This window comes from Halobacterium sp. BOL4-2, from assembly GCF_016917835.2.
GTDB classification, from domain to species: Archaea; Halobacteriota; Halobacteria; order Halobacteriales; family Halobacteriaceae; genus Halobacterium; species Halobacterium salinarum.
Map to the genome: position 1 here is coordinate 1,329,492 of NZ_CP070332.2, position 23,512 is coordinate 1,353,003.

27 protein-coding genes are annotated in these 23,512 nt (G+C 69.9%); 10 read left to right on the forward strand and 17 right to left on the reverse strand.

Annotated elements, in window-relative coordinates:
- The first annotated feature begins 23 nt into the window (after window positions 1-23).
- From JRZ79_RS20335 to JRZ79_RS20345, 3 genes are read left to right on the forward strand one after another with little or no spacing between them, the layout of a single operon-like run.
- Window positions 24-644, forward strand: coding sequence for a molybdenum cofactor biosynthesis protein B (locus JRZ79_RS20335; protein ID WP_205252081.1), 621 nt, complete (start codon window positions 24-26; stop codon window positions 642-644).
- Complete coding sequence (locus tag JRZ79_RS20340) at window positions 641-1,348, forward strand: 5-formyltetrahydrofolate cyclo-ligase (RefSeq protein WP_205250972.1); 708 nt, start codon at window positions 641-643, stop codon at window positions 1,346-1,348. Before JRZ79_RS20335 ends, JRZ79_RS20340 begins: the two co-directional genes overlap by 4 nt.
- 52 nt (window positions 1,349-1,400) lie before the next feature.
- Window positions 1,401-1,628 (forward strand): hypothetical protein, encoded by a 228-nt coding sequence (locus tag JRZ79_RS20345; protein WP_205250973.1) that lies wholly within the window; start codon window positions 1,401-1,403, stop codon window positions 1,626-1,628.
- A gap of 38 nt (window positions 1,629-1,666) precedes the next feature.
- Here the strand turns inward: JRZ79_RS20345 and JRZ79_RS20350 are convergent, their stop codons facing one another.
- The 5 genes from JRZ79_RS20350 to JRZ79_RS20370 form a co-directional block, all read right to left on the reverse strand.
- Window positions 1,667-1,987, reverse strand: coding sequence for a CTP synthetase (locus JRZ79_RS20350; RefSeq protein ID WP_205252082.1), 321 nt, complete (start codon window positions 1,985-1,987; stop codon window positions 1,667-1,669).
- 52 nt (window positions 1,988-2,039) lie between these two features.
- Window positions 2,040-2,957 carry a glutamine-hydrolyzing GMP synthase gene (gene guaA / locus JRZ79_RS20355; protein ID WP_205252083.1) on the reverse strand — a complete coding sequence of 306 codons (918 nt, stop codon included), beginning with the start codon at window positions 2,955-2,957 and terminating at the stop codon, window positions 2,040-2,042.
- Complete coding sequence (locus JRZ79_RS20360; protein WP_205252084.1) at window positions 2,957-4,618, reverse strand: CTP synthase; 1,662 nt, start codon at window positions 4,616-4,618, stop codon at window positions 2,957-2,959. The genes guaA and JRZ79_RS20360 overlap by 1 nt, the downstream gene beginning before the upstream one ends.
- 89 nt (window positions 4,619-4,707) lie before the next feature.
- On the reverse strand, window positions 4,708-5,484 hold the full coding sequence (locus tag JRZ79_RS20365; RefSeq protein ID WP_205252085.1) for a hypothetical protein: 777 nt from the start codon (window positions 5,482-5,484) through the stop codon (window positions 4,708-4,710).
- Between the two features lie 252 nt (window positions 5,485-5,736).
- On the reverse strand, window positions 5,737-6,354 hold the full coding sequence (locus JRZ79_RS20370) for an alpha/beta hydrolase (protein ID WP_010903340.1): 618 nt from the start codon (window positions 6,352-6,354) through the stop codon (window positions 5,737-5,739).
- Between the two features lie 91 nt (window positions 6,355-6,445).
- Here JRZ79_RS20370 and JRZ79_RS20375 point away from each other — a divergent pair, with 91 nt between their 5' ends.
- The gene (locus JRZ79_RS20375; RefSeq protein ID WP_231546310.1) at window positions 6,446-6,991 is read left to right on the forward strand and encodes a redoxin domain-containing protein; all 546 of its coding nucleotides are present in this window, start codon (window positions 6,446-6,448) and stop codon (window positions 6,989-6,991) included.
- A gap of 30 nt (window positions 6,992-7,021) precedes the next feature.
- Here the strand turns inward: JRZ79_RS20375 and thrS are convergent, their stop codons facing one another.
- Entirely contained in the window at window positions 7,022-8,944 is a 1,923-nt protein-coding gene (gene thrS / locus JRZ79_RS20380; protein WP_205252087.1) for a threonine--tRNA ligase, read from the reverse strand.
- A gap of 208 nt (window positions 8,945-9,152) precedes the next feature.
- Here thrS and JRZ79_RS20385 point away from each other — a divergent pair, with 208 nt between their 5' ends.
- Window positions 9,153-9,362 (forward strand): cold shock domain-containing protein, encoded by a 210-nt coding sequence (locus JRZ79_RS20385; protein ID WP_010903343.1) that lies wholly within the window; start codon window positions 9,153-9,155, stop codon window positions 9,360-9,362.
- Between the two features lie 129 nt (window positions 9,363-9,491).
- Here JRZ79_RS20385 and JRZ79_RS20390 read toward each other — a convergent pair whose 3' ends face one another.
- Complete coding sequence (locus JRZ79_RS20390; protein ID WP_205252088.1) at window positions 9,492-10,523, reverse strand: dipeptide epimerase; 1,032 nt, start codon at window positions 10,521-10,523, stop codon at window positions 9,492-9,494.
- Window positions 10,520-11,530, reverse strand: coding sequence for a DUF1611 domain-containing protein (locus tag JRZ79_RS20395; protein WP_205252089.1), 1,011 nt, complete (start codon window positions 11,528-11,530; stop codon window positions 10,520-10,522). The genes JRZ79_RS20390 and JRZ79_RS20395 overlap by 4 nt, the downstream gene beginning before the upstream one ends.
- Window positions 11,531-11,650: 120 nt before the next feature.
- Here JRZ79_RS20395 and JRZ79_RS20400 point away from each other — a divergent pair, with 120 nt between their 5' ends.
- Window positions 11,651-11,848, forward strand: coding sequence for an HVO_0649 family zinc finger protein (locus JRZ79_RS20400; RefSeq protein ID WP_049892519.1), 198 nt, complete (start codon window positions 11,651-11,653; stop codon window positions 11,846-11,848).
- Between the two features lie 7 nt (window positions 11,849-11,855).
- Here the strand turns inward: JRZ79_RS20400 and JRZ79_RS20405 are convergent, their stop codons facing one another.
- The gene (locus JRZ79_RS20405; protein ID WP_205252090.1) at window positions 11,856-12,737 is read right to left on the reverse strand and encodes a Vms1/Ankzf1 family peptidyl-tRNA hydrolase; all 882 of its coding nucleotides are present in this window, start codon (window positions 12,735-12,737) and stop codon (window positions 11,856-11,858) included.
- Window positions 12,738-12,781: 44 nt separating this feature from the next.
- The gene (locus tag JRZ79_RS20410) at window positions 12,782-13,120 is read right to left on the reverse strand and encodes a DUF5802 family protein (RefSeq protein WP_205252091.1); all 339 of its coding nucleotides are present in this window, start codon (window positions 13,118-13,120) and stop codon (window positions 12,782-12,784) included.
- A 112-nt stretch (window positions 13,121-13,232) separates the two neighbouring features.
- Here JRZ79_RS20410 and JRZ79_RS20415 point away from each other — a divergent pair, with 112 nt between their 5' ends.
- From JRZ79_RS20415 to JRZ79_RS20425, 3 genes are read left to right on the forward strand one after another with little or no spacing between them, the layout of a single operon-like run.
- Window positions 13,233-13,889 (forward strand): ArsR family transcriptional regulator, encoded by a 657-nt coding sequence (locus tag JRZ79_RS20415; RefSeq protein WP_010903348.1) that lies wholly within the window; start codon window positions 13,233-13,235, stop codon window positions 13,887-13,889.
- A gap of 35 nt (window positions 13,890-13,924) precedes the next feature.
- On the forward strand, window positions 13,925-15,208 hold the full coding sequence (gene gatD, locus JRZ79_RS20420; RefSeq protein WP_010903349.1) for a Glu-tRNA(Gln) amidotransferase subunit GatD: 1,284 nt from the start codon (window positions 13,925-13,927) through the stop codon (window positions 15,206-15,208).
- On the forward strand, window positions 15,205-16,137 hold the full coding sequence (locus JRZ79_RS20425; RefSeq protein WP_205252774.1) for a GNAT family N-acetyltransferase: 933 nt from the start codon (window positions 15,205-15,207) through the stop codon (window positions 16,135-16,137). Before gatD ends, JRZ79_RS20425 begins: the two co-directional genes overlap by 4 nt.
- Here the strand turns inward: JRZ79_RS20425 and JRZ79_RS20430 are convergent, their stop codons facing one another.
- Window positions 16,138-16,869 (reverse strand): glycerophosphodiester phosphodiesterase, encoded by a 732-nt coding sequence (locus tag JRZ79_RS20430; RefSeq protein WP_205252092.1) that lies wholly within the window; start codon window positions 16,867-16,869, stop codon window positions 16,138-16,140.
- On the reverse strand, window positions 16,869-17,144 hold the full coding sequence (locus JRZ79_RS20435; protein ID WP_012289392.1) for a ubiquitin-like small modifier protein 1: 276 nt from the start codon (window positions 17,142-17,144) through the stop codon (window positions 16,869-16,871). Before JRZ79_RS20435 ends, JRZ79_RS20430 begins: the two co-directional genes overlap by 1 nt.
- 96 nt (window positions 17,145-17,240) lie before the next feature.
- Here JRZ79_RS20435 and JRZ79_RS20440 point away from each other — a divergent pair, with 96 nt between their 5' ends.
- Window positions 17,241-18,407: an NAD-binding protein gene (locus tag JRZ79_RS20440; RefSeq protein ID WP_205252093.1), complete on the forward strand. Its 1,167-nt coding sequence runs from the start codon at window positions 17,241-17,243 to the stop codon at window positions 18,405-18,407.
- 9 nt (window positions 18,408-18,416) lie between these two features.
- Here JRZ79_RS20440 and JRZ79_RS20445 read toward each other — a convergent pair whose 3' ends face one another.
- Genes JRZ79_RS20445 through JRZ79_RS20465 form a run of 5 tightly spaced genes read right to left on the reverse strand, consistent with a single transcriptional unit; the run spans window position 18,417 to window position 23,501 of the window.
- The gene (locus tag JRZ79_RS20445) at window positions 18,417-19,883 is read right to left on the reverse strand and encodes an HPP family protein (protein ID WP_205252094.1); all 1,467 of its coding nucleotides are present in this window, start codon (window positions 19,881-19,883) and stop codon (window positions 18,417-18,419) included.
- 59 nt (window positions 19,884-19,942) lie between these two features.
- Entirely contained in the window at window positions 19,943-20,719 is a 777-nt protein-coding gene (locus JRZ79_RS20450) for a nucleoside phosphorylase (RefSeq protein ID WP_010903355.1), read from the reverse strand.
- A gap of 48 nt (window positions 20,720-20,767) precedes the next feature.
- Window positions 20,768-21,655: a carbohydrate kinase family protein gene (locus JRZ79_RS20455; RefSeq protein WP_010903356.1), complete on the reverse strand. Its 888-nt coding sequence runs from the start codon at window positions 21,653-21,655 to the stop codon at window positions 20,768-20,770.
- A 24-nt stretch (window positions 21,656-21,679) separates the two neighbouring features.
- Window positions 21,680-22,504: a DUF63 family protein gene (locus JRZ79_RS20460; RefSeq protein WP_346347537.1), complete on the reverse strand. Its 825-nt coding sequence runs from the start codon at window positions 22,502-22,504 to the stop codon at window positions 21,680-21,682.
- Window positions 22,505-22,556: 52 nt separating this feature from the next.
- Complete coding sequence (locus tag JRZ79_RS20465) at window positions 22,557-23,501, reverse strand: ribose 1,5-bisphosphate isomerase (RefSeq protein ID WP_205252096.1); 945 nt, start codon at window positions 23,499-23,501, stop codon at window positions 22,557-22,559.
- Window positions 23,502-23,512: the final 11 nt, after the last annotated feature.

A 23,512-nucleotide genomic window follows, 5' to 3' on the forward strand; every position in this document is an offset into this window, starting at 1 on the left:
ACTGTGGCCGCCCACGTGGATGTATGGTCGACTTTCAGTCGCGGAACACGCGGCGCAACGATGACGACGACGACGACGCTGCGGAGCGCAGCGATGACGGCACGGCGGAGTCCACCCCCGACGACGAGGACTCCACTGACGCCCACCACGAGGACGACGTCTCGCAGGTCGGCGTCGCCGTGGTGACGGTGTCGTCGTCGCGGTCGCTGTCCGACGACCCGGCCGGCGACGCCGTCGTCGCGGCCGTCGAGGCGGCCGGCCACGAAGTGGCGACGCGGGAACTGGTGACCGACCGGTACGACCGCGTGCAGGGCGCACTCGACAATCTCACGGGACGCGACGACGTGGCTGCCGTGATCACGACCGGCGGAACCGGCGTGACCCCCGACGACGTGACCGTCGACGCCGCCCGCCCGTTGTTCGACATGGAGTTGCCGGGGTTCGGCGAGGAGTTCCGGCGGCGGTCGGCCTCGGACATCGGCACCAAGATCATCGGGTCGCGGGCCACCGGCGGCGTGGTCGGCGGGACACTCGTGTTCTGCCTGCCGGGCAGCGAGCACGCGGCCACGCTGGGGACCGACGAAATCATTCTGCCCGAGCTTGCGCACCTCGCCGGACTAGCCGGCCACAACACTGACGCATGACGGACAAACACCGCCTCCGGGAGCGCGTCTGGGACGACCTCGAAGACAGCGGCGTGGCGCGGTTCCCGTTCCCGCCACACGGCCGCATCCCGAACTACGCCGGTGCCGATGAGGCCGCCGCCCGCCTCACCGAAACGGACGTGTGGCAGCGCGCTGAGACCGTGAAGGCGAACCCCGACGCCCCCCAGCTGCCGGTGCGGCGGGCGGCGCTGCGCGCGGGGAAGACCCTGTACGCGGCGGTGCCGCGGCTGCGCGACGAGGAGTGTTTCCTGCGCCTCGACCCAACGACCATCGACGACATCGACGCCGCCACGACGGTGTCGGGGATCGAGGAGTACGGCGACCCGGTCGGTCCCGGGGACGTCGATCCCATCGACCTCATCGTGTCGGGGAGCGTCGCGGTCACCGACCGCGGCGAGCGCGTCGGGAAAGGGGAAGGGTACAGCGACCTGGAGTTCGCGCTGCTGCGGGCGTTCGGGCGCGTCGACGACGACACCGCGACTGTGACGACCGTCCACGAGCGCCAGGTCGTCGACGACGCTGTGCCGACCGCCGCCCACGACGTGCCGATGGAGTACGTGGTCACGCCGGACCGAACGATCACCACCACCCACGAGGATGACACGCCCAGTGGCATCGACTGGGACGCACTGGACGAGCAGCGCCTGGCGGAGATCCCGGTGTTGGACCGCCGCTCGCCGTAGGTCCGTCCCACGGGGCCGAATTTCAAGTGGGAGCGCGCCGGACATGGCATGTATGTCGGGTTCACACGACGACGGTGCTCCGGCGGCGCTGTCGGCGGCGCTCGACGGCTGCGAGGGCGACCCCGTCTGCGACCGCTGCCCGAAGCCCGCGGACTACTTCCTGTACGAACCGGGGCGGGTCGAGACGTTCGTCTGCTGGGAGCACGTCAGCCCGGTGTCGGCCGCCGTCGACGACCCCGCCGACGCCCACCCCGGGCGGCCGCTGGCGCTCTCGCTGTGAGACGCCCGTGTCACAGCCCGAAACCGTCGGGAGAAGAGTTAGGCAGCCAGCTCTTCGGCGACCGCGGTGGCGTCCAACAGGGCGGGATCGACGGTCAGATCCAGGACGCCCTTGATGAACTCGGGGACGCCGTTGCCCGTATACGCGACGGTTCGGATGTCGGGGTTGTGCTCGTGGGCGACCGGGACCGCGGTCGCTTCGTTGCTGTCCGCGACCACCAACAGGTCGGCGTCCGCGACGCCGGCGTCTTCGAGGCGGTCGCCGGACACCACGCCTTCGAGGCGGGTCACGTCGACGCCCTCAGCTTCGAGCGCGTCCGCGATGTCGGTGCCAGCGCCACCGACGACGAGTGCGTGCATGCTGGTAGCTGGGGGCGGCGCGTTCAAGAACCTGCCGAGTCGCGGGGGCGGGTTACTCGTATTCGATCGTCGCCGGCGGCTTGTGGGTCACGTCGTAGACGACCCGCGACACCTCGTCGATGGTGCCGGCGATGCGTGACTGTAGCCGCTGGAGGGTCTCCCACTCCAGTTCCTGGGCGCGTGCGGTCATGCCGTCCCGTGACTCGACGGACCGCACGGCGACGACGTGGCCGTGCACCCGGTTGTCGCCCTTGACGCCGGTGGCGCGGCCGAGTACGGCGGCGAACGCCTGCCACGGCTCGTAGGCTTCGAGTTCGTCCTCGACGATGTGGGTGGCCTCCCGACAGACCGCGACCTTCTCAGGGGTGACCTCACCGATGACGCGCACCGCGAGCCCGGGGCCCGGGAACGGCATGCGCTCGCTGATGATCTCTTCGAGGCCGAGGTGGCGCGCGACCTCCCGCACCTCGTCCTTGTAGAGGTCGCGCATCGGCTCCACGATCCCCTCGAAGCCGACGCGCTCGGGCAGCCCGCCGACGTTGTGGTGGCTCTTGATCGTGCCCTCGCTCTCGATGCGGTCGGGGTAGATGGTGCCCTGCACGAGCTGGGTGGCGTCGACCTCCTCGGCGACCGTCTCGAACTCCCGGATGAACTGCTCGCCGATGGCGTGGCGCTTCTCCTCGGGGTCGGTGACGCCGGCCAGTTCGTCGAAAAAGCGCTCGCTGGCGTCCACAACCCGGAGGCTGTCCATGTAGTCGAAGACCTCCCGGATCTCGTCGGTTTCGCCCTTCCGCATCAGGCCGGTATCGACGTAGACCGGCACGAGCTGGTCGCCGACGGCCTCGTAGGCCAGTGCGGCCGCCGTCGAGGAGTCGACGCCGCCGGACAGCGCGATGATGGCCGTCTCGTCGCCGAGCGCCTCGCTGATCTCCGCGCGGGCGTCCTCGACGAAGGAGTCGACGTCCACCATCAGTTCGTCACCTCCACGTCGGCGTCGCTGCCAGCAGGAGCCACGTCCGCCCGTTCGAGGACGGCGTCAAGCAGCCCGACGAACGGCGGGCTCGCTCGCGTCGGCCGCGACCGATACTCGGGGTGGAACTGCGTCCCGAAGAAGAACGGGTGGTTGTCGTGTTCGACGATCTCCATGCGGTTGCCGGCCTCGCCGGAGAACGTCAGGCCGTCGGCGGTGAGGTCGTCGATGTACTCGGGGTTGACCTCGTAGCGGTGGCGGTGGCGCTCCGTACACGACGTGTCGCCGTACAGGTCGTGGGCCAGGGTCCCGGGTTCGATGGCGGTCTCGTGTGCGCCCAGCCGCATCGTCCCGCCGAGGTCTTCGAGGTCGTACTGCTCGGGCAGCAGGTCGATGACCGGGTACTCGGTGTCCTCGTCGATCTCCGCGGAGTGTGCGCCCGTCATCCCGAGAACGTTGCGCGCGTACTCCACGACCGCAAGCTGGAAGCCCAGGCACAGCCCGAGGAACGGCACGTCGTGCTCGCGGGCGTGCTGGATGGCGTCGATTTTGCCCGCCGTGCCACGCGAGCCGAACCCGCCGGCGACGACGATCCCGTCGGCGTCGGCGATGCGGCGCTCGTGGTGGTCGTGCATCTTCTCGGAGTCAACCCACAACACGTTCACTTCCACGCCGGCCTCCAGGCTGGCGTGCTTGAGCGCCTCGTGGATGCTCATGTAGGCGTCTTCCAGGGCGTACTTGCCGACGAGCGCGATGTCCACCTCACCGGTGCGCTCGCGGGTGACGAGATCCCGCCACTCCGTCGACCGCTGGGCGGCCGGCAGGGCCTCCTCAACCATATCGAACTGTTCCATGACGTACTGGTCGAGGCCTTCCTCCTCGACGGTCAGGGGCACGTGGTAGATGTCCTCCACGTCGGGATTGGAGAACACGGCGTCCATGGGCACGTCACAGAACAGCGCGATCTTCTCGCGCACGTCGGGATCGAGGCGGTCCTCGCAGCGCCCGACCAGGATGTCCGGCTGGAGGCCGATCGACCGAAGCTCCTTGACGGAGTGCTGTGTGGGTTTGGTTTTCTGCTCGCCGTTTTTCGAGTACGGCACTAGGGTCACGTGCGTGAACAGGATGTCCTCGTCGTCCTGCTCGTGGCTGAACTGCCGGAGTGCTTCGAGGAACGGCATCCCCTCGATGTCGCCGACCGTGCCGCCGACCTCCACCAGGCAGACGTCGCTGCCTTCGGCGGCCTCGCGCACGCGGCGCTTGATGTCGTCGGTCACGTGCGGGATGATCTGGACGGTCTTCCCGAGGTAGTCGCCCGAGCGCTCGCGCTCGATGACGTCCTGGTAGACTTTCCCCGTGGTGACGTTGTGATCCGAGGTCATGTCCTCGTCGAGGAACCGCTCGTAGTTCCCCAGATCGAGATCAACCTCCCCACCGTCATCGAGGACGTACACCTCCCCGTGCTGGTAGGGGTTCATGGTGCCCGCGTCGACGTTCAGGTAGGGGTCGATTTTCACCGCAGTAACATCGAACCCCGCGTTCGAGAGCAGTCGCCCGAGACTCGCCGCCGTGATGCCCTTCCCCAGCCCGGACATCACGCCGCCGGTCACGAACACGAACTTGCTCCCCAGAGAGGGGTCGTATTCGGTCTCTGTCGGCATACTGTGTGTGCGGCTGGCGCGGCAAAAACGGTTTCGGAGCGCACGTTGCGCGTCAGGAGGTGGCACAACGTGACTACGAGCGCCGTCTACTATTTCGGTGTGGCTTCGATTTCCGCGTTCCACCGGATGTCGTACGCCCGGTCTGCCGGCCACTTCATCACGCAGGTCGCGTTTACACCTTGGACGGAATCGTACGCGCCAGTCCACGTGGCCCCGTAGCCGCCGGCGTCCCCGATCCTCGTTTCTCTCGCCGCGTACTCGACTTCGCCGGCGTGCAAGGGGAATTCTATCGTCGGCCCATCAGGGCCAGGTGTAGCAGGTGTATTGAACGAAACGGAGACCGGCCCCTCGGTCGCGGTACTCGCAGGGTCGTATCGGCGCATGTCGTCCGAATCACGAACGAGATGAATCGACGGGCGGATGGCTTCGAGTTGGGAGGACGGTTCGGGCACTGCGCCACTCCAGAGCCACGCCCGATAGAACTGCTCACCGTCCAGTTGCAATCCGGGAAGCCGGTATAGAACAAGGAGGTGGTCGGACGTGAACGCGGGTTCGTCGTCTGTCCGGTGTCCGATCGCTGAATCCTGCCACGCACCGACGTATTCGAGTCCGTGATCGGGTTCGCTTGCTGCCAGCCCCCAGATACCGTTTTCGCCGTACGTCTCCCGAGTGTTGTCAACCGCTACCGCAAAATCACTGCGCGACATCGACCCAGATTCGGGAGAGAGCGATCGTTCAGTGCTCGCCGTGACCGGCTTTTTCGAAGGTAAACCGAACGCACTGCAGCCGGCTGTCATCGTGGCTACTCCGATACCCCCGAGTGTCGTTCCGAATTGCCGCCGGGAACAGCAGTCGTCGTTTCTCATTTCCTAGCATAGATAAAAGGTCAATACGAAAGCGTGTCGGTTAGTGGACGACTGGACCAGCTCGAACTGTCTGATTCCGCCCCCGTCGGCGCTGGCGCTGGACTCCTGTTGGGTTCGACGGCGAGGCCACGACCGGTTCGACCGGAGTCGGTACGCGGCCGGAACCGGTGGCTCAGGGATAGCAGTGCGTGTAGCGGAATAGTCCCGTTCGCTGCCCGAGTTCCCGGATTGCGCCGGACGTAGGGCGGGGCGCTATCGACCCCGGCGATGCCCGACCAAGAACTCGCCGACCGTCGCGGCCACCGTTCCGTGCTTGCCGACGAAGAAGTGGTCGGCGTCGAGTTCGGCGACCGTCGTCTCGGGGTCGCTGCGGGCAGCCTCGACGACGGGCTCCCAGTCGGCGGTGGTGTCGCGGGTGGCGTACGCGACCTGGACGGGCGCGGGCACGTCCGTGAGCGCGGCCGCGGCGTCCAACCCCGCGGCGAGCTCGGCGGTGGGCGCGAGCAGCGACGCCGCCCACAGGTCGTGCTCGGTGGTTGCGGCGGCGAGCGCAGCGATGCTGCCGCCGAAGCTGAACCCGAACACGGCGGTGTGGGCGTAGCGCTCGCCGGCCCACCGGATGGCGTTGCGGGCGTCCTCGCGTTCGCCCATGCCGCCGTCCCAGTCGCCGTAATCGAAGCGCAGACACGCCAGACCGTCCTCAACGAGCGCCGCCGCCACCGCCTGCAGCCGGTCGTCGCCGCGATGCCCACGGTGCTGTGGGTGGGGCGGACACGCCACGACGCAGGCCGTCGCGTCGCCGTCCGCCGGCTCGTCGAGGGTCGCTTCCACGTCCCGAGCGCCCGGCACAAGCACGGTCTCCTGATGCATGCAGCGGGGTTGGGGCTCCGAACGGTTAGCGCCACGGCTGTCTCCCGGCCGCGCCGGTAGCGTTATCAGCAATGACACAGATACACCGAGTATGCGCTGTGAGGGTGCACGCGCCCCCGCGTTCGAGCTGCCGGGCGTATCGGACGGCACACAGACGCGGTTGGGACTCACGGACGCGCTCGCGGACAACCGGGCGGTGGTGCTGTTCTTCTACCCGTTCGACTTCAGCCCGGTCTGTGCAACGGAGCTGTGTGCGATCCAGAACGCGCGCTGGTTCGACTGCACGCCCGGGCTTGCCGTCTGGGGGATTTCGCCGGACAGTACGTACGCACACGAGGCGTTCGCCGACGAGTACGCGCTCACGTTCCCGCTGCTCAGCGATCACGCGGGTGCGATCGCGGACGCCTTCGGCGTGCTCCAGGCGTCGGCCGAAGACCACGACCGCGTCCCCGAGCGTGCCGTGTTTCTCATCGATGCCGACCGCGTGATCCAGTACGCCTGGGCCAGCAGTGACCTCTCAGAGAGCCCTGATTTCGGGGCAGTGAAAGCCGCCATCGACGACCTCCAGCCGGACACCGCGGGCGTCGCTCCGCGAACCATCTCGGACGCCCACGACGACGGCACCACCGACGGCTGAGCCGAACGGAGCGCCGCCGACGGGGGGCTGTCAGTCGAGGAAGTCGGGTTCGGTGCGCTTGCCGTCGACCTCGCTGTCGAGGTGGGCACGGAACGCCGCGAGGTCGACGCCTTTGCCCTCGCGCTCCTGGCGGTCCCGCACCGAAACGGCGTCGGCGTCCTCCTCGTCGTCACCGACGACGAGCATGTACGGGACGTTGTCGTCGTGGGCCTGCTGGATCTTCTTGCCGACCGTCCAGTCGCGGTCTTCGACCTCGACGCGGTAGTCGCCGAGCTCGTTTTTCACGCGGTGTGCGTACCCGAGGTTGTCATCCGTGACCGGGAGGATGCGGACCTGCTCGGGCGCAAGCCAGGTGGGGAACCGGCCGTTGTAGTGCTCGATGAGCACCATGAAGAACCGCTCGTAGCTGCCGTAGAGGGCGCGATGGATCATCACCGGCTGGTGGGCGTCGTTGTCGGAGCCGGTGTACTCAAGGTCGAAGCGGTCGGGCATGTTGAAGTCCAGTTGGACCGTGGGGCCGTCCCACGAGCGGCCGAGCGCGTCCTCGAAGCCGAAGTCGATTTTCGGCCCGTAGAAGGCACCGTCACCGGGTTCGACGTCGTAGTCGACGCCCTGCTGGTCGAGCACCTCCCGGAGTTGGCGCTCGGACTGCTCCCAGATGTCGTCGCTGCCGACGGATTTTTCCGGGCGGGTGGCGAGCGCAACCTCGTAGTCGAGGTCGAAGGTGTCCAGGACCTCCGTGATGGTGTCCATGAGCCGCCGGACTTCCGCCTCGATCTGGTCGGCGCGCGCGAACACGTGTCCGTCGTCGATGGTGAACGCCCACACCCGGCTGAGCCCGGAGAGCTCCCCGCGCTGCTCCTTGCGGTAGACTTTGCCGTCCTCGAAGTACCGCACCGGGAGGTCGCGGTAGCTCCACGACCCCTCGTTGAAGATGGTGGCGTGGCCCGGACAGTTCATCGGCTTCAGGCCGTACTCCTCGTCGTTGACGTCGAGGAGGAACATGTCGTCGACGTAGTTGTCGTAGTGGCCGGACTGCTTCCAGAGTTCCGTGCGGAACAGGTGTGGGGTTTCGACCTCGTCGTAGCCCATCTCGCTGTTCAGGCCCCGAACGTACTCCGAGAGCTCCCGCAGCACCGTCTTGCCGTTGGGATGATAGAGGGGCAGCCCCGGCCCGGTGACGTCCGGGATGGAGAACAAGTCCATCTCGCGGCCGAGCTTGCGGTGGTCGCGTTCTTTGGCCTCCTCGCGGCGCGCCAGATACTCCTGGAGGTCGCTCTCGGTGGGGAACGCCGTGCCGTACACGCGCGTCAGCGTCTCGCGCTCCTCGTCGCCCCGCCAGTAGGCGGCGGACGTCTCAAGCACCTCGAAGCCGCCGATCTCGCCCGTCGAGTCGACGTGTGGGCCCTTGCAGAGGTCCTCGAAGTCGCCCTGCGTGTAGAAGCTCACCGGCCCGTCGCCGGCCGCCTCCGCGTCCAGGATCTCGCGTTTGAACTCGTTGTCCGCGTAGTGCTCGCGGGCGTCCGCGCGGTCGTATTCGACGCGCTCGACGTCGAGGTCGTCGTCGATGATGGACGCGGCCTCGGCCTGGATCTCGTCGAGGTCGTCGGCGTCCAACTCGACGTTCGCGATGTCGTAGTAGAACCCCTCGTCGGTGTAGGGGCCGATGGTGAGTTTCGCGTCGGGGTGGTGGCGGCGGATCGCCTGCGCAAGCACGTGCGCGGCGGTGTGCCGGAGCACGTCGAGATACTCGTCGCTCTGGTCGGTGACGATCTCGATCTCGCAGTCCTCGGAGATCGGCTCCTCTTTGGCCACCAACTCGTGATCGATCTTGCCCGCAACTGTGTCACGGCCGAGGCCAGGCCCGATTTCGTGCGCTACATCCTCGACCGTCGCGCCGGACGCCACCTCAAGCGTGGAGCCGTCCGGCAGCGTCACAGTGACCGAACTCATGATATCACTGCTTCGCTCGGAGACATTCATAAGCTTGTTGTGACGGTGTGAACATGCCGCCCCACACGCGCGGAGCGGTCGCCGCGCGGGTGTCACAGTCGGCCGCTGCGCCCGAGCGGGGTGGAGGCACTGCACAGCCGATGCTGCGATCCATGCTACCGTGACTCTCGGAAGTGTTATCCCGTAGTCGGCCCAACGGTTGATTGCAATGGCATCCGGTAAGGTTGACTTCTTCAACGACACGGGCGGCTACGGTTTCATTTCGACTGACGCAGACGACGTCGATGACGACGAGGACGTATTCTTCCACATGGAAGACGTCGGCGGTCCGGACCTGGAGGAAGGTCAGGAAGTCGAGTTCGACATTGAATCATCCCCGAAGGGTCCGCGCGCGACGAACCTCGTTCGCAACGAGTAACGCCGCCGCCCGTCGTATCTGACGACGGCTGACGCTTCACTATCACTACTCTTACGCTCCGGCGTCGTGGCGTTCGATTTCGGAGCAGCAATCACCCACCCCACAGCCGGTGGCTTCGCGGACGGCTGGTTATTCTCGTGCGCCAGTGCCGGGGCCGTCGATCGCGGCGAGGTCGATGTGGCCGGCTGGCATCGGGACGCCGTCGAAGTCGTCGTCGGCCAGCAACAGCGACCCATCGAGGTCCGCGTAGTCGAGCAGCGGCGCGAGGTGGGCGGCCGCGGCGATGCTGGCGTTCGATTCGATCATGCAGCCACACATCACGGCCAGGCCGTGGGCGGTGGCAGTGTGGATCAGCCGCATGGCCGCGCGGAGCCCGCCGGTCTTCATCAGTTTGAGGGTCACGATGTCACACTTGTCGGCGAGCTGTGGGATGTCGCTGGCGACCATGCAGGACTCGTCGGCGGCGATGGGGAGCGCGGCGCGCTCGTGGACGAACTGCAGGCCCGCCGGGTGGTCGGCCGGCACGGGCTGTTCGACGAATTCGACGCCGTAGTCGGCCAGCCGTTCGATGTTCCGGACGGCCTCGCGGGGTGTCCATGCTTCGTTGGCGTCCACGCGGATCGTCGCGTCCGGCGCGGCCTCCCGGACCGCTGACAGCCGCTGTTCGTCGCGGGGCGTCCCGAGTTTCACCTTCAGCGTGCCGAACCCCGCGTCGACGGCCGCGCGAGTTTTTTCTCGCATCGTCTCGGCGTCGTCGATGCCGATGGTGTAGGAGGTTTCGACGGTGTTCGCCGGGTCCAATCCCCAGTACTGGTACAGCGGGCAGTCGGCGCGTTTCGCCACGAGATCGTGGCAGGCGATGGAGACGGCGGCTCTGGCGGCCGGATTGCCGCTGACAACGTCGCGCAGCCCCGCCTCGATGCGGGCGAGGTGCTCGGGGGCGTCGACGCGTTCGACGACCGCGAGCAGGTCCGGGAGCACGGCGTCGACGGTGGCCGCGGTTTCGCCGTAGTGTGCCGACGGTGCGGCCGCGCCGACGCCGGTGGTGCCGTCGTCGTCGCTGACGGTCACGGTCACAACGGTGGCGGTGTCTTGGGTGCCGCGGGCGATGGTGAACGGGTGTTCGAGGGGGAACTGGCGGCGTTCGAAGTCGGTGTTCATCGGATCGCCTCCAGGACGGTATCGGGGCCGAACCGCACGGGGTCGGTGGCGGGCGCGTCGATGGCGGTGGCGTAGTCGGCGACCGCGTCGTGGGCGTCGGCGTCGGCGTCGATGTGGCGAGTGTTCAGCATGCCGCCGACCACGTCGCTGTCGCTGACCGGGGCGGCGAGTCGCTCGTAGCGCGCCGGGAACGATTCGATCGGGGGGAGCGTGGTGTCGTAGCCGTGGATCGACTCGCGGCCGGCCTCGTGGCAGAGCACGAGGTGGTCGGGGGCGGAGCCGTGGAGGACGCTTGTGGTCACGCCCGAGTACGCGGGGTGGACGATGCTGGCCTGTCCTTCGACGAAGACGTAGTCGTGGTTGGCGGCGGCGGTCACCGCGTCTTCGACGGCACCGGCGGCGAAGTCGGCGACCACGCGGTCGACGGGCACGCCGTCGCCCTCGATGAGGATGCCGGTCTGGCCGGTGGCGACGAACCCCGCGTCGAGGCCCACATCGCGGGCGGCGGCGTAGAGTTCCCGGGTGGCGGTCATCTTTCCGACCGAGCAGTCGGTGCCGACGGTGGTGACGACCGTGGCGTCGACATCGCGTGCGGTTCCGTCGGCGACCCCGAGGTCGTCCGGTGGGCGGCGGACGTCACGGAGTTCGCAGCCGTGCTCGGCTGCGAGGCTGGCGAACTCCTCGTCGTCGGCGAGGAAAGTATGGAGGCCGGCGGAGACGTCGGCCCCGCGTTCGAGGGCGGCCCGGACGTCGGGCCGCCAGGACGGATCGAAGCCGCCGCCGATGGGCGCGATCCCGATGATGAGCGCGTCGACGGCGGCGTCGACGGCCGCCATCGAGGCGACGATGGGGGCGTCCTGTGTGCCAGTAATGTGGTCGGCGACCTGGGTGCCCGCGGTGTCGCGGTCGAGCACGGCGGCCACGTCGTAGTCGGCGTACCGGAGCACGCCGACCGCGGTTTTCGCGCGGTCGGGGAACTGGCCGTGAGCGAGCAAGGCGACGCGCATGCCACGTGGGTGGCACTGTGGTGTGGTAAGTTTACTGCTGGGGTGATTCGTTGACGCCACAGACGTTACCCTTGTGAACACGCCACAGCGTATTTGATCGTGGGTGGTGTACTGACACGTATGGCAGCGACACAGCGAGGGACAACCGCGCTCGATCGGATGCGCAGCCGCCTCGAACGCGTCGACGTGACGTGTTCGGGCTGTGGCTACGAGGACGAGGCGGGGTGCTGGGAGTCCGTGACCGACGGGAGCCACATCCGGTACCGGCGCGTGTGTCCGTGCTGCGGGCGCAGTCACGACGTGACCTATCGGCTCTGAGACGCCGCTACAGCAGCGACAACGGGAGCGTCCAGAAGTCAGTGTGGGCGTCGGCCAGCGCGTCGGCGGGGTCGCCGGTGGCGTCGACGGCGGCGGTCGCGGCGGCGTCGAACGCGTCCAGCAGCGTGTCTTGGCCCACGACGAACAGCCGGTCGGCGTCGATGTCCGCGAGCGCGCGCTGGCATTCTTCGAGGTGGGCCTGGATCTGTTCGTCGCGCAGTCGCTCGAAGCGCGCCTGGGAGAACCCGCCTTTCGAGTGGTCGCTTTTCACGTTGCTGGTGAACCCGTCGAAGGAGCGGCGGTCGCCGTCACGGTAGACGCCGACCGCGAACAGGTCCGCGCGCACCACGGCCAGCGCGTACCGGCCGGTGGGCGCGAGCCAGTCGCGTTCGATGCGCGCCGTCTGGCCCCACTCGCAGAACGGCTCGGGTGGGTTCGGCGGGCGGAGCGCCGTGGAGACGATGCCGTCGCGGTCGTGCACGACGAGGCAGGGCGCTGCGCGCGCGACCAGGGGCGCGCGGTCTCCGAGGGCGTCCCGGAGCCGCGCCGGCGGGTCGTCGGCGACGTACGCCGTGAGCACGCCCTCCGGGCCGGCGTCGAGGCTCTCCAGGAGGGCGAGGACGCGGTCGCGGCGGCGGCCGGTGAGGGCGATGCGGTCGCGGAACTCGGGGGCGGCGTCGCCGGAGTCCGTGCGGTCGAGTCGGTCCTGGAGTTCCTCGATTTTCGTTTCCAGTTCGTTGGCGCGGCGCTCTGCCGCCTGGCGCTTGCGGGCCGCCTCGCTGCGGCGGTCGGCCTCGGCGTCCAGTTGCTGCTGGAGGGAGTCGGCCTCGGCTTCGAGGTCGTCGATCCGGGCCTTGAGTTCGGTGCGCCCGAGGAGGTCGTCGAGCATGGAGTGATCGCGGGGGGCTGCGAGTATAGGCGTTGCGCCGCGTGTCAGACGGCGCCGATGTCGAGCAGGCGGGCGGCGTGGTCGCGTTTCGCGAGCAGGACCTCCGAGAGCGTCGGCGGGTTGTCGACGTTCAGGTCGTCGAGGCGATCGGCGGGCACTGCAAGCGTCTGCTGTGGGACGTCCGCCTGGCCGTCGACCGCGAGGTGGGCGTCCCCGAGTTTCATCACGAGCGGGAGGTCGGTCCGGGAGACGCCGGCCGCGGTGGTGTACAGCTGTTCGTTGACCCGCTGGTGGTGCGACCGGTTGATGGCGGCCCGGCCGGTGTCCGCGGGTTCGACGTACAACCGTCCGAGGTAGTAGCCGCTTGAGAACGCCTCGAACATGCATGTGTATGTTTGTCACACTCACGGATAAGTGCATCGCCCAACCCGGCACAAATTGCTGGTTCAGCCAAGCAGACACCCTTTTCAGCGCCGGCGATCAACCAGGAACTGTATGGACTCAGGGGCATTGCTGGATCTGCTCGGCAACGAGAACCGCCGACGCATCCTCCAGTTGCTCGCACGCAAGCCCTGCTACGTCACGGAGATCTCCGAGTACATCGGCGTCAGCCCGAAAGCCGTCATCGACCACCTCCAACAGCTCGACGACGCCGGCCTCGTCGAGTCCCGGGTTGACGACCAACGCCGCAAGTACTTCCACATCGCCGAGAACCTCCGCCTGGAGGTGCAGCTGTCGCCGTTCGGGTACGGCGCGAAGTCGGCATACCCCGCGAGCACGGACCTCGATCTGGCGCGGTGCCAGTACGTCTCGGTGCGCATCGAGGAGCGGGACTCGAACGCGGAGGTCAACGAGCTCGCCGCGAAGCTCAAGGAGCTGAACGAGCTCGAACGCGAGCTGTCGATGGCCCAACGCTGGGTGCAGGGCCAGCTGGCCGACGTGCAGGCGGCGCTCGGCGACGCGATCGGTGACGGCCCGGACCGCCTCTACGCCGACGTGCTGGCGGCGCTCGCCGACGACTCGCGGACCGCTCGCGACGTCGCGGAGGCGCTGGAAGCACCCGTCCCGCTGATCGACGGCGTCCTGCAGACGCTGGCCGACCGGGGGTTGGTCGTGGAGCGCGCCGACGGCGAGTACGCGATCGCGGAGTAGCAACCTTTTCCTCCGGTGGTGCGGTACTGCGGCGTATGACAGCAGACCCAGGGGATCGCGTGCGCGTCACGCACGGTGACGCCAGCCACGAGGGCGTGTTGGTGCCGTCACCGTCGGACGACCATCTCGTCGTGAAACTCGACTCGGGGTACAACGTGGGCGTCGACACCGCCGACGCGGACATCGATGTCCTGGACGCCGACGCCGTCACCGTCGACGGCGACACCGGCGAGGACGCGGCGGGATCGACCGTCGAGTTCGACGACGACCTGCCGACGATTGCGCTCATCTCGACGGGCGGCACGATCGCGTCGACGGTCGACTACCGGACCGGCGCGGTCACCGCACAGTTCGACGCCGAGGACGTGTTGCGGGCGGTGCCGGACCTCGCGGGCCGCGCCAACTACCGGGGGCGCGTCGTCGCGAACATCCTCTCGGAGAACATGGAGCCCTCGATCTGGCAGGACCTCGCGGCGGCCGTCCGCGAGGAGATCGAAGCGGGCGCGGACGGCGTGGTCGTGATGCATGGCACCGACACCATGCAGTTCTCCGCGAGCGCGCTCTCGTTCATGCTTGAGACGCCGGTCCCGGTGGTGTTCACGGGCAGCCAGCGGTCCGCCGACCGGCCGTCCTCGGACAACGTGATGAACGCCGTCTGCGCCGTCGAAGCCGCGAAAAGCGACGTCGCCGAGGTCATGGTCTGCATGCACGCCACCGAGAGCGACGACCGGTGTGCGCTCCACCGCGGCACCCGCGTGCGCAAGACCCACACCAGCCGCCGGGACGCCTTCGAGACGGTGGGTGCGACCCCGCTGGGGTACGTCGACTACGACGCCGCCAGCGAGGCCGCGACCGCGGACGCCCGCGGGGTCACCGTCGAGGGCGCACACGCCGCCCGCGGCGACGCCACCCTGGACGTTGCGTCGGCGCTGGAGCCGGCGGTGGAGCTGGTGAAGTTCACGCCCGGGATGAACGAGTCGCTGCTGGCGGCCTGCGAGGGCAGCGCCGGCGTGGTCATCGAGGGCACCGGCCTGGGCCACGTCCACAGCGATCTCACGGACACCATCGGGTCGCTGGTGGATGACGGCACGACGGTCGTCATGACCAGCCAGTGTCTCGAAGGGCGGGTGTGTGACCGCGTCTACGACACGGGCCGGGATCTGCTCGCGGCGGGCGTCGTGGAGGCCGGCGACACCCTGCCGGGGACGGCGAAAGTGAAGCTGATGTGGGCACTGGCGAACGCCGACGACCCCGAGGCGGCGATGCAGGAGTCGGTCGCTGGCGCGCTCACCACGCAGTCCCGCCCATGGACGGCATGAGCGAGGAGTTGACCGTCCGGCAGGCGAGGCTGTCCGACCACGAGGCCGTCACGGCGTTCACCAGCGACACGTGGGCCGAGCGCCGCGACAACGGCGACTACATCCCCCAGATCTTCGAGGAGTGGGTGGCCACCGACGGCCCCCGCCAGCGCACGTTCGTCGCGGACGCCGGCGACGACATCGCGGGCATCGTGCAGTTCGTGCAGCTGTCGGCCCACGAGGCCTGGGCACAGGGGATGCGCACGAACCCCGAGTACCGGGGATCGGGTGTCGGCCTGCAGCTCGTGCACGCGGGCTTCGACTGGGCGCGCGAACAGGGCGTGACCGTCGCCCGGAACATGGTGTTCTCCTGGAACGTGATGGGGCTGGGGCACTCGCGGGCGTCCGGGTTCGCGCCGGCGACCGAGTTCCGGTGGGTGCACCCCACGCCGGACGCCACGGCGACCCCGAGCCGGGCCGTGACCGGTGACGTCAACGCGGCCTGGCGGTTCTGGCAGTCGAGTCGCGCCCGCGACCGCCTCCAGGGGCTGGCGCTGCACACCGACGAGTCGTGGGCGCTGGCGGAGCTCACGCGCGACCGGCTGGCGGCGGCCAGCAGCGAGCGCGACGCCCTCCTGGTGGTGCAAGACGACGCCGCCGGCACGGAGGGGTTCACCTTCCGGGCGCGGACCTACGACCGGGAGAACGCCGACGGCGTCACCGAGACGTGGGCGGAGTACGGCGTCGCCGGCTGGACTGACGCCGAGGCCTGCCGGGACATCCTGGCGGCGGTCGCGCGCGACGCCGCGCGCGTCGACGCGGATCGCACCCGGGTGTTGCTCCCCGAGGACGTGGGCATGGTCAGCGACGTGGCGGTGACCCGCACGGACATCGGCGACACGCCGGATTTCGTGCTGGCCGCCGACCTCACGAGCGACTACCGGGCGTAGTCACCACGTGGTGGCCACCACTCCGGGGTAGTCCGCGAGCACGCCGTCCACACCGGCCCGCCGGCAGCGCGTGGCGTCCAGCCAGGTGTCGACGGTCCAGGCGTTCACCGTCAGGCCGGCGTCGTGTGCGCGCGCCACGAGCGAGGTGTCCTCGATGCGGTCGACGGGCGGGTGCAGCGCCGCACAGTCGGCCGCGGCGGCGCGAGCCAGCCCGCGCTGGCCGTCGACGCACAGCGCCGCCCGCGGAACGCCGGGGGCGGCGTCCCGGGCCGCGGCGAGTGCGCCGTCGAAAAACGACGAGAACACCACGGGCGTGTCGGCGACCGCGGCGGCCACGCTGTCGACGAACGGCTGCCAGCGCGACTGCGGGGGGCCGTCGGTTCCGGGCGTGGTCACACACCCGGGGGATTTGAGTTCGACGTGCAGCGTGGTGTCGCCGGTGACGGCGTCGGCGACGGCGGCGAGCGTCGGCACGCCCGCCCCGGACCCGAGCACGTCGGCGTCGGCCAGCGCGTCCGGGGTGGCGTCCCACACGGCCCCGGTGGCGTCGGTGATCCCGCGGGCACCGTCGGCGTCGTCGAGGCGGTGGTCGTGGAAGACGACCGGCGTGCCGTCGCGGGCGGGTTGGACGTCGACCTCGATGCCGTCCGCGCGGTCGACGGCCCCGCGAACCGCGGCGAGCGTGTTCTCGGGTGCGACGCCGGCGAACCCGCGGTGTGCGAGCAGGCGCATCAGCCCCCACTGACCGGCGGGAACATCGCCAGTTCGTCGCCGGCAGCGATCGCGGTGTCGAGGTCGTCGGCGTCGACGGTGACGCCGTTGACGAGCACGTTGACGTGTGCTGCGAGGCTGCCGTCGGCGGCGAGCACGCGGTCGCCGAGCGCCGGGTAGTCGGCCACCAGCGCGTCGAGGGCGTCCTGTACGGTGGGGTCGTCGGTGGGCACGGCGACGGTCACGGTGTCGTCGCCCGCCACCTCCGAGAGGTCGGCGAACAGCTGCCACTCCATACCACTACGTCGTCGGCCGCCCGGCATATGTGCTGCGGGGTCGCCACAGCCCGGCGGCGTCGCCGCGCTTATTACGTGGGGCGTCGGCGTAGCCGTATGGACGGCGCCGAGCGCGTGCCTGGGCGGCTCGCGGTGGCGTTGACCCTGGTGGTCGCGGTGTTGTCCGTCGCCACCGGCGTCGTCGGCATCATCGACCCCGGCACGGGGTTCGGGCCGGTGGCGGAGTACGTGCCGGCGTGGGTCAGCCAGGCCGCCGGGTTCACGGGCGCGCTCACTGGGTTCCTGTTGGTGGTGAGCGCGGTCGGGCTGCGGCGCGGGCTCCGGGCGGCGTGGTACTCGACGGTGGTTTTGCTGCCGGTCACCGCCGCCCAGGGGCTGTTGCAGGCGACGCCGTACTCGGTGCCGCTGGTGGTGGTGTCGGTGGGGTCGCTTCCCGTCGTCGGCGTCACCGCCGGCCGGTTCACGGGTCGCACGCCCCGATCCACGAGCCAGCTCGCCGTCGGCACCGGACTCATCGGGGTGCTGGCGTACGGCACTGTCGGCACGTACGTGCTCCGCGGCGACGACGGCTTCCGGGCGGTGTCGACGGTGCTCGACGCGTTCTACTACACGCTGGTCACCGCCACCACAGTCGGGTACGGCGACATCACACCCACCACGCAGGCCGCGCGGCTGTTCTCGCTGTCCGTGCTCGTGAGCGGCGCTGCGAGCTTCGCGGTTGCGCTCACGACCCTGATCGGGCCGGCCCTGGAAGCGCGCCTCGCGAACGTCCTTGGACGCATGACACAACGCGACCTCGACGCCCTCAACGATCACGTGGTCGTTGCGGGGTACGGCGATCTCACGGAACCGATTCTGACAGAGCTCGACCGCGGCCCCGGCGAGTACGTCGTGGTGACCAGTGACGACCGGAGCGTGACCGCGCTGCGGGAGCGCGACCTGCACGTGCTCGTGGCGGAGCCGGCCGACGACGAGGCGCTGACGCGGGCGGGCGTCGACCGCGCTCGCGCCGTCGTCGCGGCGACCAACGACGACGGCGAGGACGCACTCGTGGTGTTGACCGTGCGGGAATCCCACCCGGATGTGGCGGTGGTCGCGGCCGCCAGCGACCAGGAGAACGAGGCGAAACTCCGGCGGGCGGGCGCCGACACCGTGATCAGCCCGGCGGTCATCGGCGGCCGGCTGATCGCGCAATCCGCGCTGGGCGACCACGACGCCGAGCGCAAGGCCCACGACGTGGTCGGGGACGCCGCCGACCCGTAGCCGGCCGGGTCACCCCATGTGGACGAGCGCGACGTCGGTGTCGAGGTCCGCGACGCGCTCGTAGGTGGGCCGCGAGAAGAACTTCGAGGCGGCCGACCGGTCGGTGCTGGCGCCGAGCAACACCAGATCGTAGTGGCTGTCGTTGCGTTCGATGAACGACTCCACGGACGACCGCGAAACCCGGGTTTCACAGCTCGTGTCGACGACGTCAGTGAGGCTGGCGAGCGACGACTCCGCCCGGCGGCGGTCGCGCTCGGACTCGACACACGAGCACGCGCTGACCGTGCCGTCGTGGCCGGCGAGGCGCGCGGCGTAATCCAGCATCGCGTGTGCGACGTCGGACGCCGACCGCACGGGCACCATGATGCGCTTCCAGTCGGTGGTGTCGTCGCCGGCCTGCAGCGCCACCACGTCGACGGAGGATCCGAACAGCGTCGTGACGAACGGCGACAGCCCGCCGTCGAAGTCGCCCGCGTCGTCGCCGGCGGCGAGCGGCGTCACGACCAGATCGCAGTTGGCCTCGTCGGCGGTTGCCAGCACGGTCTTGGCGGGGTCGTTGTCGGCGACCGCGACCACGACCTCACACTGCACGCCGACCGCCGTTTCGACGCGCGAGGCCTGGGTTTCGAGGCGCTGGGCGGCGGTTTCGGCGGCGTCCTGCTCGGCGGGCGAGGCGGCGTTCTCGACGCGCGCGTCGTCGTCGGGTGCGGTCCGGATGCAGTTGCGCCGCGCGGCCGCCACGTCCGCGTCGTCGACGATGTCGAGCAACACCACTTTGCCGGCGTCGTGGGCGGCCGCCAGGCGCGCGCCCAGCATCGCCGCCTTCGAGGCCCGAGGCCCGCGCATCGGGACGACGACGTGGTCGTCGGCCGCCGTGGTGTGGTAGAGGTAGCGGGCGCGCTCCTCGTAGACCTGTCTGCGCCAGACCACGAACACCACGGCGACCAGCGACGACGACAGCGCGACACCGGCCACGTACGCGACGCCGGCGTTCCCAGTGAACAGCGCGAGCAGCGCCGTCGAGAACGCCGTCGGGAGCTCCAGGCCCAGCAGCCACGTCGCGCCGCCGGTGGCGAGCACGGCGAGCGCCGCCGCCCCGGCGTCGACGCCGACCGCGGAGGGGGCCACGTCGTAGACGGCCGTGGCGACGACCGTGACCGCACCCCACCCGCAGAGCGCGCCGACGGTCATGCCAGCCACGAACGTGACGGGGTCGGCGTACCGGCCGTCGGGGTCCGAGAACAGCGTGTACGTGCCCGACGCCAGCGGCGGGAACAACAGAAACGACACCGCGCCGATGGTGTTCGACAACAGCGTTACCAGCCCGACGAGCAGGGGCACGAACAACAGCACCGACGCGTGCAGGAGGTTGCTCGTGGTTTCCAGCCACCGCCGGAGCTGGCGGAGTTCGCGCCGCTCGATGCGCGCAACACGGCGGCGCGCGGCGGCGAGTCGACGGCGGACCTCCGGGAGCACAACACCACAGCAGTCCGGTCGGTGACTGTTTGTGTGTTTCGCTCCCGCACGCCCGCGAGCTACGACAGGGCGACGACCGCGTCGAGGGCGATATCGATCGCCCGCGAGACGTTGTTCTGTGCCTTCTCGGGGAGTTCGTCGTCGCTGTCGGCGCCCTTCTGAGTGCCCGCGACCAGGTTGCCGTCGACGGTGCAGATCGCGCCCGCGGCGAGGCCGCGCCGCCGCGCCAGCGAGAACACGGTCGCGGCCTCCATCTCGATGCCCAGCAGGTTCGCGGCCTCCCAGTCGGCGACGTAGTCGTCGCTCTCGTTGTAGAAGGCGTCGTCGCTGACGATGGGGCCGACGTGGACCGTCGCCCCGGCGGGACCGTCGGCGGCTGCGGACTGCTCGTGGTCGCCGACACCCTCGGTGGCTTCGGCGGCGTCGACGAGCTCCGCGAGCACACTGTACGCCGGGACCGCGGGGTACGTCGCGGACTCGTAGCGCTTGCTCGTGCCTTCGGCTTTGGCGGCGCCGTTGGCGACGATCATGTCACCGACCTCGACGCCGGCCTGGAGGCCCCCGATGGTGCCCACGCGGATGACCGTCTGGACGCCGACTTTCGCGAGCTCCTCGATCGCGATGGCGGCGCTCGGGCAGCCGATCCCGGTCGAGCAGATCGTGAGCGAAACCCCCTCGTAGGTGGCGTTGACGACCTTGTACTCGCGGTTCTCCGCGACGACCTCGCTGTCGTCGCAGTGGCTGGCGATGCGGTCGACACGCCCCGGGTCCCCGGGGAGCAACGCGACATCATTAACATCGCCGTCCTCGACGAGCAGGTGGGGCTGTTTGGCCATACGCGGGGTTGTGCTGGTGGCGAGAAAAAGCCGTGGATCCGGCGGCGGTCAGAACTGGCTGTCGAGAAACGACGCGGCGTCGGCGCGCGTCGGCGCGGTGCGCGCGCCCTCGTGTTGGGCGGCGAGCGCGCCGCAGGCGTTGCCGAACTCCAGGGCGCGCTCGTGGTCGCCGCCGTCAAGCACCACGGCGACGAACCCGGCGGCGAACGCGTCGCCTGCGCCGGTCGTGTCCACGGGATCGACCGCGAACCCGGGGTGGGTGACCGACCCGCTGGGGGTGTGGACGGTCGCGCCCTCGGAGCCGTGTTTGACGACGACGACGCGGTCGCTGTCGGGGGCGGTCGGGCCGCCGTCGTCGTCGAGGACGGCGCCGGCTTCGTTGTCGTTGACGAACAGGATGTCGGTGCGGGCGAGCGCGTCGCCGTAGTCGCGGTCGCGGAGCCGACGCCCCGGATCGAAGGAGACGGTGGCGTCGTGCTCCCGGGCGAGGGCCGTGAGACGGGCGGCGGTGGCGGGGCGCTGGCTCGTGAGGTGGACGTGCTCGCAGTCCGCGCCGACCACCGCGGGGTCGAGGTCACCGGGCGCGACAGCCTCGTTTGCGCCGTCGTTGCCGAGCACCATGACCTCCCCTCGGCTGTCCACCAGGAGGTATTTGACGCTCGTTTCGAGGCCGTCGACGACGCGCAGGCCGGCGAGGTCGACGCCGGCGGCCTGGAGTTCGCGCTGCGCGAGCAGGCCGTGTTCGTCGTCGCCGACGCTCCCGACGAGGCCGGCGTCGATGTCGAAGCCGGCGAGCGCGCACGCGACGTTGGCGGCGCTGCCACCGCCCGAGCGCCGCTGGGAGACGATCTCGGCTTCCCCGTCGGGTTCGGGGAGCGCATCCACGCGGAGCGTGACATCCCAGTTGACGTGGCCGGCGGCGACGACGCGGCTCATACCAGCGGCCAGCGGCCGCGGCGGCTAAAAGCCTGTGGGGTTGGCGGCGATGAACAACACCACGTTGTGCACGCCGGGGCCGAGCCCGACCGCGGCCACGAGCCCGAGGATCGCGGTGCCCTCCTGGGGGCGGTCGCGGACCGACTCCGCGAGCAGAACGACGACGCCGGCCGCCAACGCCAGTTTCACGACCACGAACAGCCAGCCGCCGCCGACGACGGGTGCGGTCGGCAGCGCCCGCGCGAGCTCGATGATGGCGGTCGACAGCGGGGTTTGTTCGCCGTACCCCAGGGCGTCGACGCCGACGGCCGTCGAGGTCGCGTCGAGGGCGTGCCCGAAGACCGCGAGCACGCCGGCCGCGCCGACCGCGCGCGTGTCAGTGGGGCGGACGCGGGCCAGGAGCCGCCAGCTGCCGGCGGTGAGCACCAGCGCCGCGCCGACCGCGCCCAACGGCCACGCGAGCGTGAGCGTGCCGGCGGTCCAGCCACGCGCGAGCGCGGCGGTGATCGGGACGGCGGCGGCGACAGCGCCGACGCCAGCGAGCAGCGCTCGCGGCCGCGCGCCGAACCGGCGGACGGCCAGCCACGTCGCGCCGGCGGCGGCGGCGGTGGTCGCGTAGACGATGGGCGACCCGAAGACGGGGGCGACGGCCGACGGATACAGCCCGAGTTGGTGGCAGGCGTAGAGGCTCGATCCGGCGACCATCCAGGGCGCGAGCGCGAGCACGGCCCGTCCGTCGACGGTTGGCGGGTCGCGTCGCAGCCCCACGAGCACGGCGGCCGCCAGCGCCGCGACGGCGAGGAGGTGTGGCAGCGGCGGGAGCGCGAACCCCGAAGGGAGCACGGCGATGGTGTCCATACGGGGTGGCGTCACGCTCGCGGTGAAAGTGTTGCCTTTCGGGTCAGTCCTCGGCCCACGGTTCGGTGGTGCCGTCGCCGTACAGCTCCCGCATCAGGGTGACGATGCTCTCGGGGGGGAACTGCCCGCGCTCGGTGACGATGGCGTCGACGTACCGCGGGGGCGTCACGTCGAACGCGGGGTTCTCGACGGCGGGCGCGCCGAGTTGGTGGCGGTCGGCGGCGGCCAGCACCTCGGTTTCGTCGCGCATCTCGATCTCGACGGTGTTGCCGGTGAGCGTGTCCGGATGCAGTTTCAGCGTTTGGGCCGCCACCATCACGGGCACGCCGCGCTCGCGGGCGACCACAGCGAGCATGCTGGTGCCGATCTTGTTGATGACCGAGCCGTCGGCGGCGATGGAGTCCGCGCCCACGAGCACGTGGTCGACGGCGTCGAGGTAGCGACGCCCCGCGTTGTCGACGATCAGCGTCACCGGCACCCCCCACTCGCGGAGCTGGTCGGCGGTGATGTGGCCCTGCTTGCGGGGGCGGGTCTCCTTGACCACGGCTTCGATGTGTTTGCCGTCGTCGAGGGCGGCTTTCACGCACGCCAGGGCGTCCGTGGAGTGGCAGTGGGTCATCACGGTGTCGCCGTCCCGCAGCCGGTTGGCGCCGATCGCGCCCAGGTCGTCCTGGGCGCGGTCGAGTTGCTGGCGGAAGGCGTCGGCGGCGTCGGTGACCGACGCCCGCAGCGCGGCCACCGTCTCCCCGTCGGTGTTGCCGAGCACGTACCGGAGGGCGTTCGGGAGGCTCACCGCCGTCGGGCGGGTGTCCCGGAGGTGGCGGGCCGCCGCCCGAAGCTCCGCGCGGAACGCGGCGGGCGAGTCGGCGTCGCTGTCGGTGGCCTGGGATTCGAGCGCGTCGGCGGCCGCCCGCGCGATGGTTGCCGCGCCCCGGATCTCCATGTCGGCGATGTCGTCGGCGGTCGCCCGCACGTCCTCGGTGACCATACTCGGGCTAC